The sequence below is a fragment of the Nonomuraea thailandensis genome, assembly GCF_024172165.1.
GTDB classification, from domain to species: Bacteria; Actinomycetota; Actinomycetes; order Streptosporangiales; family Streptosporangiaceae; genus Nonomuraea; species Nonomuraea thailandensis.
Genome location: NZ_JAMZEB010000002.1, coordinates 476393 through 490028, shown reverse-complemented (window position 1 = coordinate 490028; position 13636 = coordinate 476393). Strand labels below are relative to the sequence as shown.

11 protein-coding genes are annotated in these 13636 nt (G+C 71.7%); 6 read left to right on the top strand and 5 right to left on the bottom strand.

Annotation, left to right across the window (positions count from 1 at the left end; all coding sequences use genetic code 11):
* Nucleotides 1–22: 22 nt before the first annotated feature.
* Entirely contained in the window at nucleotides 23–1138 is a 1116-nt protein-coding gene (locus HD597_RS06315) for a sugar ABC transporter substrate-binding protein (protein ID WP_253740780.1), read from the bottom strand.
* A gap of 243 nt (nucleotides 1139–1381) precedes the next feature.
* Between HD597_RS06315 and lepB the strand changes: the two genes are divergently transcribed.
* The gene (gene lepB, locus HD597_RS06310; protein WP_253740779.1) at nucleotides 1382–1885 is read left to right on the top strand and encodes a signal peptidase I; all 504 of its coding nucleotides are present in this window, start codon (nucleotides 1382–1384) and stop codon (nucleotides 1883–1885) included.
* A gap of 164 nt (nucleotides 1886–2049) precedes the next feature.
* Entirely contained in the window at nucleotides 2050–4920 is a 2871-nt protein-coding gene (locus tag HD597_RS06305; RefSeq protein ID WP_253740778.1) for a LamG-like jellyroll fold domain-containing protein, read from the top strand.
* A 36-nt stretch (nucleotides 4921–4956) separates the two neighbouring features.
* On the opposite strand, the gene HD597_RS06300 is transcribed toward HD597_RS06305, so the two are convergent.
* Entirely contained in the window at nucleotides 4957–5640 is a 684-nt protein-coding gene (locus HD597_RS06300; RefSeq protein WP_253740777.1) for a sulfite exporter TauE/SafE family protein, read from the bottom strand.
* A gap of 171 nt (nucleotides 5641–5811) precedes the next feature.
* Between HD597_RS06300 and HD597_RS06295 the strand changes: the two genes are divergently transcribed.
* The 3 genes from HD597_RS06295 (at nucleotide 5812) to HD597_RS06285 (ending at nucleotide 7046) form a co-directional block, all read left to right on the top strand.
* Entirely contained in the window at nucleotides 5812–6057 is a 246-nt protein-coding gene (locus tag HD597_RS06295) for a hypothetical protein (protein WP_253740776.1), read from the top strand.
* Entirely contained in the window at nucleotides 6054–6221 is a 168-nt protein-coding gene (locus HD597_RS06290; protein WP_308210956.1) for a type II toxin-antitoxin system PemK/MazF family toxin, read from the top strand. The genes HD597_RS06295 and HD597_RS06290 overlap by 4 nt, the downstream gene beginning before the upstream one ends.
* A gap of 84 nt (nucleotides 6222–6305) precedes the next feature.
* On the top strand, nucleotides 6306–7046 hold the full coding sequence (locus HD597_RS06285) for a neutral zinc metallopeptidase (protein ID WP_253740774.1): 741 nt from the start codon (nucleotides 6306–6308) through the stop codon (nucleotides 7044–7046).
* On the opposite strand, the gene HD597_RS06280 is transcribed toward HD597_RS06285, so the two are convergent.
* Together HD597_RS06280 and HD597_RS06275 are read right to left on the bottom strand one after the other, a co-directional pair.
* Nucleotides 6965–7897: an alpha/beta fold hydrolase gene (locus HD597_RS06280; protein WP_253740773.1), complete on the bottom strand. Its 933-nt coding sequence runs from the start codon at nucleotides 7895–7897 to the stop codon at nucleotides 6965–6967. The genes HD597_RS06285 and HD597_RS06280 overlap by 82 nt on opposite strands.
* Nucleotides 7898–7996: 99 nt before the next feature.
* On the bottom strand, nucleotides 7997–9415 hold the full coding sequence (locus tag HD597_RS06275) for an FAD/NAD(P)-binding protein (RefSeq protein ID WP_253740772.1): 1419 nt from the start codon (nucleotides 9413–9415) through the stop codon (nucleotides 7997–7999).
* A gap of 184 nt (nucleotides 9416–9599) precedes the next feature.
* On the opposite strand from HD597_RS06275, the gene HD597_RS06270 reads away from it, so the two are divergent.
* Nucleotides 9600–10667: a helix-turn-helix transcriptional regulator gene (locus HD597_RS06270; protein ID WP_253740771.1), complete on the top strand. Its 1068-nt coding sequence runs from the start codon at nucleotides 9600–9602 to the stop codon at nucleotides 10665–10667.
* Nucleotides 10668–10827: 160 nt separating this feature from the next.
* Here HD597_RS06270 and acnA read toward each other — a convergent pair whose 3' ends face one another.
* Nucleotides 10828–13560 (bottom strand): aconitate hydratase AcnA, encoded by a 2733-nt coding sequence (gene acnA / locus HD597_RS06265; protein WP_308210570.1) that lies wholly within the window; start codon nucleotides 13558–13560, stop codon nucleotides 10828–10830.
* Nucleotides 13561–13636 lie beyond the last annotated feature (76 nt).

Below are 13636 nucleotides of genomic sequence, written 5' to 3'. Positions count from 1 at the left end.
GCGCGGGCCGTACCCCTCGGTGTTATTGAATTCCTGCCTCGGTGCACTTGGCGGCGAAGTCACCCGTGCACAGTTCCTCCTTGGTGACGTAACCGTCGGCCACCACGTCCTTGACGTTGTCGGCGTAGATGGCCTGCGGGTCCATCAGCTCGGCGGGCACGTCCTGACCCGTCTCCGGGTCCTTGACGCTGCTGCTCGCCGTGGGCTTCTCACCCTTGGCCAGCGCGACGGCGAGCTTGGCCGCCGCGTCGGCCTCCTTCTTGACCGCCTTGTAGACCGTCATGCACTGGTCACCCGCGAGGATGTTCTGCAGGCCCTGGACGGTCGCGTCCTGGCCGGTGACGGGCACCTTGCCGTTGAGGTTGTTCTTCTTCAGCACGGTGATGGCGGCGTTGCCGAGGCCGTCGTTGGCGGCCAGCACCCCGGCGATCTTCGGCTGCTCGGTCAGCATCTGCTCGAAGAGCGTTCCGGCCTGGGTGTTGTCCCAGTCGGGCACCGACTGCTCGGGGCCCTTGACGTACTCGCCGGCGTCGAACTTGGGCTTGAGCACGCCGTCGTAGCCGGCCTTGAACAGCGTCGCGTTGTTGTCCGTCGGCGAGCCGTTCAGGTAGGCCACGATGGGCTTGTCGGCCTTCTTGTCGGTCAGGCACTTGCTCAGGCCCTCGCCCTGGAGCGTGCCCACCTTGGTGTTGTCGAAGCTGACGTAGTAGGCGGCGCCGCCGCCGAGCGTCAGCCGGTCGTAGTCGATCGTGGCCACGCCCTGGGACTTGGCCTTGTCGATGACCGTCTTGCCGGTGCCGCTGTCCAGGTTCACGATCATCAGGACGGTCGCGCCGTTGGTGATCATCTGGTCGGCGATGGTCTGGAACGCCGTCTTGTCGTTCTGGGCGTTCTGGATGTCGTACTGGACGCCGGCGGCCTTGAACGCCTCTTCCAGGTACTTGCGGTCCGCCGTCTCCCACCGGGCGGAGGACTTGCTGTCCGGGAGGATGACACCGATCTTGCCGGCCTTGGCCGCGTCCGTGGCCGAGGCGGTCGACGTCGACGTCGTGGTCTGACCGCCGTCGCCCCCGCAGGCGGTGAGACCGAGGGCGAGCGCGGCTGCCGCGGCGGTCAGGCTGAGGATCCCCTTGCGCATGGTGCAGGGTCCTTTCTTCCGGAGGGGCCCGGATGAATGTTGTTTGCGGCAACGTATTCCGGGACGGACCACATTGGAAGGGGGTGGAGGCGGCTAGTTTGTTGTTTCTGGTAACAATCCAGAAACGTCACCTCAACCTTCTCGACTCCTAAGGGCCAAGGTGAGGGCCGGCCGGGATCGGACCTGTCCCCCGATGGGGGCACATCGGCCGATCAGCGCCGGCCAACGGTGGACAATGCTGCAATGATCCGTACGCGGTTACGCGCGCTGTCTCTCGCGCTGCTCCTGATCCCGGCCTCCGGTTGCGGGCTCCTCGGCTACACCGTCACCATCTCCTCCGAGTCCATGGAGCCGACGATCAAGAAGGGGACGAGCGTCCAGACCCGGCGCGTCGGCGACTACGCTCCCCGCCGCGGCGACATCATCGTCTATCGCACGCCCGAAGGCTGGAACGGCACCACAGCGGGTACGGCCCGGGTCGGACGGGTGATCGGCACGCCGGGCGGCACAGTGAAGTGCTGCGACGCCGCCGGGCGGCTGGAGGTCGACGGCAAGGCGCTGGACGAGCCGTACGTGGCCTCGCCTCCCGCTTCCCACCGGCCGTTCGAGGTGCGGCTCCCGCAGGGCCGGCTCTGGATCATGAATGACAACCGCCACGTCGCCCTGGACTCCCGCGCGTACCAGGACGCCCCCGGCGGCGGAACCGTCGGGGTCTCCGACGTGACGGCCGTCGTCTCGCGCGGCTGACCACGCGCCCGCGTCGAGGTCACCGCGATCTCGACGCGGGCGGGCTCGCATCGGTGACGTCCACATGCGGACACGACTCGTGACAAACCGCCCCGTCATCTGCGATACATCGATCGAGGCCATTCGGCGTGCGGGGACGCTGTTCCTACCCATCTGGGGGTTCCGTGAAGCGGTTCTGCAGCGCCCTGGGCACGATCCTGCTCATCTCCGCCGCCTTGATCGCCGGGAACGTTCCACCCGCGGCGGCGTTACCCGCGCAGTTCCAGAAACAGACGGTCTTCAGCGGCCTGAACCACCCGTCCAACATCGAGTTCTCGCCCGACGGGCGGGTGTTCGTGGCCGAGAAGAGCGGCCTGATCAAGGTCTTCGACTCGCTGAGCGACACCACGCCGGCCACGTACGCCGACCTGCGCACCCAGGTGCACAACTTCTGGGACCGCGGCCTGCTCGGCCTCGCGCTGCACCCGGACTTCCCGTCCGATCCCCGCATGTACGTCCTGTACGCCTACGACGCCGTCCCCGGCGGCACCGCCCCGCGCTGGGGCACCCCTGGCGGCACGGACGACCCCTGCCCGACCCCGCCCGGCGCCACCGCCGACGGGTGCCTGGTCACCGGCCGCCTGTCGGTGATCTCCCCCACCGGGGCCGAGACGCCGCTGATCACCGACTGGTGCCAGCAGCACCCCAGCCACTCCGTGGGCGACCTGCAGTTCGGTCCCGACGGCGCGCTGTACGCCTCCGGCGGCGACGGAGCCAGCTTCAACTTCGCCGACTACGGCCAGGACAACCTGCCCGCCTCCGACATCACCCCGGACAACCCGTGCGGCGACCCGCCGTCCCCGGTCGGCACCGCGCTGACCCCGCCCGCCGCCGAAGGCGGCGCGCTGCGCTCGCAGGACGTGCGCACCGGCGCCGACCCGGCCGGGCTGGCCGGCACGGTTATCCGGATAAATCCGGATACGGGGGCTGCTGCGGCCGGGAACCCCAACGCGAGCAGCGCCGACCCCAACGTCGCCAGGATCGTCGCCCACGGCCTGCGCAACCCGTTCCGCATCACCAACCGCCCGGGGACGAGCGAGATCTGGTCCGGCGAGGTCGGCTGGAGCACGTTCGAGGAGATCAACCGGGTCGCCTCGCCCACGACCGCCGTGCCCAACTTCGGCTGGCCCTGCTACGAGGGCGCCGGCCGCCAGGCTGGCTACGACAACCTCAACCTGAACCTGTGCGAGAGCCTCTACACGGCCGGCGCCGCCGCGCACACCACCCCGTACTTCGCCTGGAACCACAACGCGAGGCCCGCCCCGAACGACCCGTGCCCGACCGGCGGCTCGTCCTCCAGCGGCGTGGCCTTCTACGAGGGCGGCGACTACCCGGCCGCCTACGACGGCGCGCTGTTCTTCTCCGACTACAGCCGCTCGTGCGTCTGGGTGATGACCACCGGCGCGAACGGCCTGCCCGACCCCGCCACCGTGGCCGGTTTCGACTCCGGCATCCCCGCGGTGGAGCTGGAGATCGGCCCCGGCGGCGACCTGTTCGCCGTCGACTACACCAACGGCGCGATCGTCCGCTACATCTACGACAACACCCCGCCCACCGCCGTCATCGACGCCACGCCCGCCTCCGGCGACGCCCCGCTCACGGTGAGCTTCTCCGCCGCCCGCTCGGGCGACGCCGACGGCGACCCCCTCACGTACGCCTGGGACCTGGACGGCGACGGCGACCTCGACGACTCCACCTCCGCCACCCCGTCCTTCACCTACACGCAACCCGGCTCCCCGGTGGTGCGGCTGCGGGTCAGCGACGACCGCGGCGGCCAGGGCGACGCCACCGTGACGATCAACGTGGCCAACACCGCGCCCGCGGCCACCGTCACCGCGCCCACGGCGGCCACCACGTGGGCGGTGGGCCAGTCGATCGCCTTCTCCGGGAGCGGGAGCGACGCGCAGGACGGCACGATCCCCGGCACGCGCATGCGCTGGGCGCTCATCATGCACCACTGCCCCAGCACCTGCCACGAGCACGAGATCACCACGTTCACCGGCGCGAGCGGCTCGTTCCAGGCTCCCGACCACGAGTACCCCTCGCACCTGGAGCTGCGCCTGACCGTCACCGACGCCCACGGGCTGACCGACACCGAGAGCGTGCTGCTGCAGCCCAGGACCGTGCAGTTGACGTTCACCTCCGCGCCGTCCGGGCTGCGGCTGGGCTTCAACAGCGAGCAGGTGGCCACGCCGTTCACGCGCACGGTGATCGTCGGCTCCGGCAACTCGGTCTCGGCGCCGTCGCCGCAGAGCGCGGGCGGCCAGAGCTACGCGTTCGCGTCGTGGTCGGACGGCGGGGCCGCCTCGCACCAGGTGGTGGCGCCCGCGACGGCGAGCACGTATACGGCCGCCTACACGCTGGTGCCGCCCGCGGGCGGGCTCGTGGCCGCGTACGGCATGAACGAGGCCTCGGGCAGCTCGGTGACCGACTCCTCAGGCAACGGCAACACCGGCACGGCCAGCGGCACGAGCCGCACCTCAAGCGGCAGGTACGGCCGGGCGCTGTCCTTCAACGGCCTGCTGAGCTGGGTCGACGTGCCGGACTCCGCCGGGCTGCGGCTGACCGCCGGCATGACGCTGGAGGCTTGGGTACGCCCGTCGAGCGTCAGTGGCTGGCGCACCGTGGTCATGAAGCGGCACTCGGGCGGCCTGGCGTACGCGTTGTCGGCCGGCGCGCCCGACCAGCGGCCCCACGCCCGCGTCCACACCACCGCCGCCGCCGACCTGCCCGGCACCGCCGCGCTCCCGCTCAACACGTGGACGCATCTGGCGGCCACGTACGACGGCTCGCTCCTGCGGCTCTACGTCAACGGCACGCAGGTGGCGCAGCAGCCCGTCACAGGCCCGATCCGCACGGACGGCGGCTCGCTCAGGATCGGCGGCAACGGCCTGCTGAACCAGGTGTTCAGCGGCCAGATCGACGAGGTGCGCATCTACGGCAGAGCCCTCACGGCGGCGCAGATCCAGACCGACATGAACACGCCGGTGAGCTGACCCGCCGAGGCCCGGCGCGGTGCGGCGCGCCGGGCCTCACATGGCGGTGATCACGTTCTGCGCGATCAGCCCCACGGCGGACAGCGCCGCCACCGTCAGCACCGCCACCCGCACCTTGCCCCCGTCGAGGTAGCGCCGCAGCGGCCCCGACACCAGGAACCCGAGCACCATGGGGACGATGAGCACTCCCCCGGTCAGCAGCGCCTGGCCGGGCAGCTCCCCCACGATCTGGAGGATGACCAGCGACTGGGCGGCGCTCAGGAAGAAGAACATCGCGAGTGTGGCCCTGATCTGGGGCCCCTTGGCGTTCTGGTAGACGAGCGCGATGGGCGGCCCGCCGATGCCGGTGGCGGTGCCGGTGATGCCGGAGACGAACCCGGCCGAGGTGATCGTGTACCCGTTGCGCGGCACGCTCAGCGCCCTGGCCGTCAGCGCCACGGCGATCAGCACCATGACGGCGACGAAGATGCCTCGGGTGTAGACGGATACGTAGACAATGATGACTGCGGCGATGGCGCTGCCGGGGAGCCTCCCGAGGAGCGCGAAGCCCAGGCCGCGCCAGTCCACCCGCCGCCATTCCACGGCCAGGGTGAACAGCGGGAGCGTCATGTTGACCACCTGGATCGTGCCCGGCATGAGGTCGGGGGCCAGCATGGTGAGCACGGGCGCGGCGACCAGGCCCAGCCCGAAGCCGACGCCGCCTTGGACGATGGCTCCCACGAAAACCGCCAGGCTGCCCACAATCAGCACCAATGCCGCATTTGTCATGCGGACGAGTCAATCACCTTTACTCTGCGTTGCCATAACCACCCTGAGAGTGAAAGGTGCGCTGTATTGTTTCCGGCAACCCGGGACCGTATCGCGGCACTGGCCAAGAAGGCAGGTGAACCCATGACCGCGATCATCGACCAGGCCATCCGCGAGATGGAGCGCAAACAACGCTGGCAGCACGTCGCGGAGCAGATGGAGCAGACGCGCAGAGAAGATCCACAAGCATGGGCCGACTACCTCGCCGAGTCCGAGCTGGTCCAAGGCCCACCACCACGCTCCACCCGCACCGCACCGGAGTGGGAGGGGCTCATCACGTTTCCCGAGGAGAGAGATGAGGGTGATCCAGGGCGAGATCTGGCTCGCTGACCTGGGCGAGCCGTCCGGCAGAGAGCACGGGCCTGCAGAAGCCCAGCTGGGCCATGGTGGAGCACGTGCGCAGCGTGTCGCCGCACCGGTTCACGGCCAGGATCGGGATCGCACCGGACGAGATCGTCCACGAAGTCACGGACTGGATCACCGACAGCATCTGAGAAGTTCGCCGCCCGGCGAAAAACCGGTTCGCGGGGTGGCGTCTCCCATGCTGTCACAGCCCGCGCATCCCTAAGCTGCCAACCGTGCGATCCACACCCCTCGTCCTCGCCGCGCTCCTCCTGGGAGCCCCGGCCTCCCAGCCCGCGCACGCCGCCACGTCCCCGTTCCCCAAGAGCGCCGGCAGGCTGGCCGTCACCGCGTGCCCCGAGCCGCCGCTCAGCTCCGGCGGGATCCCGCGGACCCGCGAGTACCTCGACACGGTCGTGAAATGCCTGAACAAGTCGTGGTCGGCGTATCTCGCGCGGGCGGGAGTGCGTTTCGAGCGGCCGGCCGTGCGCTACGCCGAGGACGGCACGGTGTGCGGGGTCCCTGTGGCGGACGTGGACGCCTTCTACTGCCATCCCGCCAGGGCCCTGGTGTTCCCGCTGACCGGCCGCTGGATCGAGGGCCGCACCGACCTCTACCCGTTCAAGGTCGCCGCCCACGAGTACGCCCACCACGTGCAGACCCTCACCGGCGTCCGCCGCTCCTACGAGGCCCGCCACCGGGCCGAGCCGCACGCCCGCGGCGAGTTGCGGCGCCGCTTCGAGCTGCAGGCCGACTGCCTGGCCGGGGTATTCATGGGCAGCGTGCGCGCCTCGCTCGCGCGTACGGGCGAGGACTGGTCGGCCCTGTACGAGGCGGTGCGCGCCGGTGGCGACGACGGCGACCGGCGCAGCCACGGCAGGGGCGCCGGCCGGGTCTACTGGTTCAAGCGCGGCGGCGCCACCGTCTCGCCCGCCGCCTGCGACACCTGGTCGGCGCCCGCCGCCAGGGTGGCCTGAGCCGTCACGCCGGTGATGAAGGAGCGCAGCAGGGCGAAGAAGCGCTCGCCCTCGGTGTCCGGGATGAAGTGGCCGGAGCGTTCGAACACCTCCAGGCGCGCGCCCGGCAGGCCGTGCACGATCTCCGTGGCCGCGCCCAGCGGGGTGATCGGGTCGCGGGAGCCGGCCACGACGAGCGCCGGGCACCCGACGGAGGCCAGGCGGGCGGTCAGGTCGAACCGGGCGGTGGACATGAAGCTCATGGTGAGCCCGGGGTTGGGGATCATGCGGGCCATGGCCTGGATGTCGGGCTCCGCGGGGAAGCCCGGGTCCGGGCTGTAGGCGGGGGCGCAGAGCCGGCCGAAGGCGGCGAACGTCTCGGGGGTGCCCTCGGTGAGGAACGCCTTCGCGGCCGTGGCCGCCTCCTCGCCCGCCTCGGTGCGGAAGCCTTCGACGACCCGGTCCAGGTCCCAGCGGGCGACGGTGCTCTGCAGGATCAGCGCGGCCGGGTGGCCGGGGTGGCGGGAGGCGTAGCTCATGGCCACCGCGCCGCCCCAGGACCAGCCGAGGACGATCGGCTTGACGATGCCGAGGGTGTCGCACAGGGCGCGTACGTCGTCGCCCCACTGGTCGAGGTTCCAGGTGGCGGGGTCGGAGCCCTGGCTGCGGCCGTTGCCGCGCTGGTCGACATAGACGAGCTGGGCCAGGTCGGCGAGCTGCCGGTAGGCGGGCTTGAAGATCGTGTGGTCGTGGCCGGGGCCGCCGTGCAGTAACAGCAGGGTCGGTTTCTCGCGCATCGTGTAGCCGTCGGGCTCCAGGGCGGCGCCCTCGACGTCGACGTACAACGACGTGCCGTTCACCTGCACACGCATGGGATCCTCCAGTCGGCGGGCTTCTTGATCAGTCTCGCCGCGCCCGCCGGCGGGGGCCATGAAGGCCACCCCCCGACGCCGGTAGGGAGGACCCCACCGTCAGCCGGTCAGCGCGCCGGCGAGGCGGCCGGCCTGGGCGGCGAGGCCGGGGATGCTGGAGGTGATGAACGACCCGCCTCCGGCCAGGTCCCCCAGCACGTGCAGGCGGGGGTCGGCGGGGACCAGCCCGCCCGTCGGGTGCAGCGCCGCCCGGCCTTCCGCGAGCAGGGCGGTGACCAGCGGTTCCGCCGCGCCGGGCACGGCGTGGGGCGGCGCGTTCACGGCGTTGACCGCGACGTCCACGTCCAGGTCGCCGCCGTCGCCCCGGACCCGGAACCCGCCCCGCGCCGCCTCGATCTTGCGTACGCCGGCGACGACGGACAGTTGCCCCGACTCGAACAGGCGCAGCAGGGCGGCGGCGTTCACCGGCACCATCGGCGAGGCCACGCCGGTGGCCAGGCGGGTGTGGCGGCGCAGCCGCTCGCGGTCGGGCTCGGGCAGCAGCCGCCACGCGAGCGGGCCGACGATGTGGGCGGCCTCCTGCAGCGCCCGCCGCGCGATCGCGGGATCGCCGACGGCGGCCAACTGCCGTCGCAGCCGCTCGACGGGCGGCTCGGACGCCGCCGACAGCAGCTCCCGCGTGAAGGGCGCGAGGTCCTCGCCCGCCGCCTCCAGCTCGGCCCGCAGCTGCCCGGCCAGGTCGTCGAGGGTGACGGCGCCGCGCTCGCGCCGCAGCGCCTCCACCCGTTCGACGGTCAGGTGCCGCCGCTGGTGGCCGAGCGGGCGCTGCCAGACGGCGGGCAGCATGCCGCTGCGGGAGACGAGGGCGATCCGCCCGGCATGACCGCGCGCGGCCAGCGACACGACCACGTCCACGGCCGTCAGCCCGCTGCCGATCACCGCCACGTCGGCCTCGCCCGGCACGCCGCCGAGCGTGCCCGCCAGCGGGTACGGATCGCCGGCGAACCCGGGGGCGCCACGCAGCCCGTAGTGGTCCTGCGGCGTCCCCACGCCCACGCACAGCACGACCTGGTCGGCCGGATGCTCCCGCCCGTCCGCTGAGCCCACCCGGAGCCGGGACCCGTCACCGGCCACCGCGGTGACGCGGGAGGCGACGACGCGGGTCCGCCAGCCCCGGGCCCGCAGCCGTGCCAGGGCGGCCTCGGCGGTCTCGGCCAGGTACTCGCCGTAGCGGGCACGCGGTACCAGTGGCTGCCCCAGCAGCTCGTCCAGGTGGGCGGCGGCACGCTCGGGGCCCAGCCAGGCGGCGTAGTGCCCGGAGTCGGAACCCCGGACGGACATGATCGCGGGCGGCGCGTTGACCAGCACGCTGTCCAGGTCCGGCCCGTAGGGACGGCCCCGCCACAGGTTCGTGCCCGGCTCGAACACGGTGACCTCCGCCCCCTCCGCCTCGCTGACGGCCAGCGCGTCCAGCAGGCCGACCGTGGCGGCGCCCGCCCCGATGATCGCGATATGCACGGCGTTCTCCTTCGTACTCGTCCACGTGACCGGTACGAGCCTCGCGGGCGTCGCGGCCCCGCCCCATCCCCCGCGCGCGGCCGGTCCCCCGGGGAATGACCCCCTCAGACGGGGGGTTGGCGAAACAGGGCAGTCCAGGCAGGCTGGCTCGCGAAGAGGAACCGGGGTGCCCTGAGGAGGCTCGATGACCCGCCCGCACCGCCACGCCGAGGTCCTGACCGCGGCCGAGCGAGCGGCCGACGCGCTCGACTGCTTCGGCCGCGCCTCGGCCCGGCTGCGGCGGCTGGTGCCGTTCGACGCCGCCGTGTGGTCGGCGACCGACCCGGAGACGGGCCTGGTGACCGCGCCCATGCTGGTGCAGAACCTCGGCTCGGGCGAGGGCTGCGGCGCCTACTGGGAGAGCGAGCTCCTGGAGGAGAACGTGCTGCCCTTCCGCGACCTGGCCCGCGCCGCCGTGCCCGTGGCGGGCCTGCGCGCGGCCACCGGCGATCTGCCCGCCCGCAGCGCCCGCTTCCGCAACCTGCTCGGCGGCAAGGGCATCGACGACGAGTTGCGGGCCGTGCTGCGGATCGGCGGCCGCCCGTGGGGCTCGGTCAGCCTGTTCCGCATGCGCGGCGCTCCCGCGTTCGGGCAGGACGACATCGCGCTGCTCGCGGAGCTGTCCGCGCCGCTCGCCGACCGGCTGCGCCGTCTCGCCGTCGCGCACCAGCCGGACGTGGGAGAGAGCAAGGCGGCGCCGGGCCTGCTGCTGTTCGACGAGAACGGCGAGGCCACCTCGATCAACGAGGAGGCGCGTGCCCATCTGGCGTCGCTGCCGGACGGGCCGTCCACGCCGTCGGCGCTCGGCGTGCGGCTGCCGATCTGGCTGGTCGGCACGGCGCTCCAGGCGCGCGCCATCGCCCAGGGCCGCGACCGTGGCAACGCCCGCATCCGCCTGCGCACCCGCGACGGGCGGTGGCTGAGCTGCCGCGCCTCGTCCCTGAGCGGCTCAGGGGGACGGCCGGGCCCTGTCGTGCTCGTCATCGAGCCGGCGGCCCCCGCCGACCTGGCCCTCATCGTCGCCCAGTCGTACGGTCTGACGCCGCGCGAGTTCGAGATCGCCCGGCTCGTGGCGCAGGGGCTGGCCACCTCGGAGATCGCCGCGGCGCTGTTCATCTCCCCGCACACCGTCAGGGGCCATCTCAAGGCCGTCTTCGGCAAGGCGGGCCTCTCCAGCCGTGGCGAGCTCGTCGCCCGGCTGTTCGCCGGCTGAGCCGCTCCGGGAAGGCAAGAGCCGCCTCGCGGGGGGTGTCCCGCGGGGCGGCTCTGTGGGTGTCGGGTGGTTCCCCCGATGCGGGACGCGTGAGGATCGCGCCCCAACCCCCGCCTTCCCGCCCGGCTCATGACCGGGCGGGAACGCGGGAAGACCTAGCTCACTTGGCCAGCAGCGAGCGCAGCACGTACTGCATGATGCCGCCGTGCCGGTAGTAGTCGGCCTCGCCCGGCGTGTCGATGCGGACGACCGCGTCGAACTCGACGTCACCGGCCTTCACGTGCACGGTCCGCGGGATGCCGGTGCCCTTGTTGAGCTCCTCGACGCCCGTGATGTCGAACGTCTCCTCGCCCGTCAGGCCCAGCGCCTGCGCCGAGCCGCCCTCGGGGAACTGCAGCGGCAGCACGCCCATGCCGATCAGGTTGGAGCGGTGGATGCGCTCGTAGGACTCGGCGATGACCGCGCGCACGCCCAGCAGCGCCGTGCCCTTGGCCGCCCAGTCGCGCGAGGAGCCGGAGCCGTACTCCTTGCCCGCCAGCACCACCAGCGGCGTCCCGGCCGCGGCGTAGTTGACCGAGGCGTCGTAGATGAACGACACCGGGCCGTCGGCCTGGGTGAAGTCGCGGGTGTAGCCGCCCTCGGTGCCCGGCGCGATCTGGTTGCGCAGGCGGATGTTGGCGAACGTGCCGCGGATCATCACCTCGTGGTTGCCGCGCCGCGAGCCGTAGGAGTTGAAGTCCTTGACCTCGACGCCGTTGGCCTGGAGGTACTGGGCGGCGGGGGTGCCCACCTTGATGGAGCCGGCCGGCGAGATGTGGTCGGTGGTGACCGAGTCGCCGACCTTGACCAGCACGCGGGCGCCCTTGATGTCGGTGACGGGCTCCGGCTGCTCCGGCATGCCGTCGAAGTAGGGGGCCTTGCGCACGTAGGTGGAGTCAGGGTCCCACTCGAAGGTGTCGCCGGTCGGGATCGGCAGCGAGCGCCAGTGGTCGTCGCCCTTGAACACGTCGGCGTAGTCGCGCTCGAACATGTCGCGGCCGATCGAGGAGTTGACCACCGCGGTGATCTCCTCCGGCGACGGCCAGATGTCGCGCAGGTAGACCGGCTCGCCGTCGTTGCCGAGGCCGAGCGGCTCGGTGTCGAGGTCGAGGTCCATGGTGCCGGCCAGCGCGTAGGCCACGACGAGCGGCGGCGAGGCCAGGTAGTTCATCTTGACGTCGGGGTTGATCCGGCCCTCGAAGTTGCGGTTGCCGGACAGCACCGCGGTGACGGCCAGGTCGCCCGCCTGGATCGCCTCGGAGATCTCCGGCAGCAGCGGGCCGGAGTTGCCGATGCAGGTGGTGCAGCCGTAGCCGACGAGGTTGAAGCCGATCTTGTCGAGGTACGGCTGGAGGCCGGAGCGCTCGAAGTAACCGGTGACGACCTGGGAGCCCGGGGCCAGCGAGGTCTTGACCCACGGCTTGCGGGTCAGGCCCTTCTCGACGGCGTTGCGGGCCAGCAGGGCCGCGCCGAGCATGACGAACGGGTTGGAGGTGTTGGTGCACGAGGTGATCGCGGCGATCGAGACGATGCCGTGGTCGATCTCGAACGAGGTGCCGTCGGCCAGCGTGACGGGCACCGGCTTGTGCGGCCGGCCGCCGTTGGCGCTGGCGTTGGAGGCGGGCGCGTCGGAGGCGGGGAAGGTCTCCTCGACGGCCTCGTCCACGCCGTCGGCCACGTAGTTCTGCACGTCGTGGCGCCAGGTGGACTTGGCCTGCGACAGGACGATGCGGTCCTGCGGGCGCTTGGGGCCGGCGATCGACGGGACGACGGTGGCCAGGTCGAGCTCGATGTACTCGGAGAACTCGGGCTCGGCCGCGGACGGGTCGAGCCACAGGCCCTGGGCCTTGGCGTAGGCCTCGACGAGGGCGATCTGCTCCTCGGAGCGGCCGGTCAGGCGCAGGTAGTCGACGGTCTGGCCGTCGATCGGGAAGATCGCGCAGGTGGAGCCGAACTCGGGGCTCATGTTGCCGATCGTGGCCCGGTCGGCCAGCGGCACGGACGAGACGCCCTCGCCGTAGAACTCGACGAACTTGCCGACCACGCCGTGCTTGCGCAGGATCTCGGTGATCGTGAGCACGAGGTCGGTGGCGGTGGCGCCGGCGGGCAGCTTGCCGCTGAGCTTGAAGCCGACCACGCGCGGGATGAGCATGGAGATCGGCTGGCCGAGCATCGCGGCCTCGGCCTCGATGCCGCCGACGCCCCAGCCGAGCACGCCGATGCCGTTCTCCATCGTGGTGTGGGAGTCGGTGCCGACACAGGTGTCGGGGTAGGCCTTGCCGTCGCGGGTCATGACGACGCGGGCCAGGTGCTCGATGTTGACCTGGTGCACGATGCCGGTGCCGGGCGGGACGACCTTGAACTCGTCGAAGGCCGTCTGGCCCCAGCGCAGGAACTGGTAACGCTCGCGGTTGCGCTCGTACTCGCGCTCGACGTTGCGCTGGAAGGCGTCGGGGTGACCGAAGTAGTCGACGATGACCGAGTGGTCGATGACCATCTCGGCCGGGGCGAGCGGGTTGATGCGCGCGGCGTCGCCGCCGAGGTCGCGCACCGCCTCACGCATGGTGGCCAGGTCGACCACGCACGGCACGCCGGTGAAGTCCTGCATGATGACGCGGGCGGGCGTGAACTGGATCTCCACGCTCGGGGCCGCCTTGGGGTCCCACTCGCCCAGCGCACGGATGTGGTCGGCGGTGATGTTGGCGCCGTCCTCGGTGCGGAGGAGGTTCTCCAGCAGGATCTTCAGGCTGTACGGGAGACGTGCGGCGCCCTCGACGGCATCCAGCCGGAAGATCTCGTACGACGCGTCGCCGACGCGGAGCGTGTCACGGCTGCCGAAGCTGTTCGCGGACACGGTGATTCGCCTCCTCCATAGACAGGTGTTCAGACAGAATCCTCCCGCACTACGGAAGCAGCCAGCACGTTAGGTA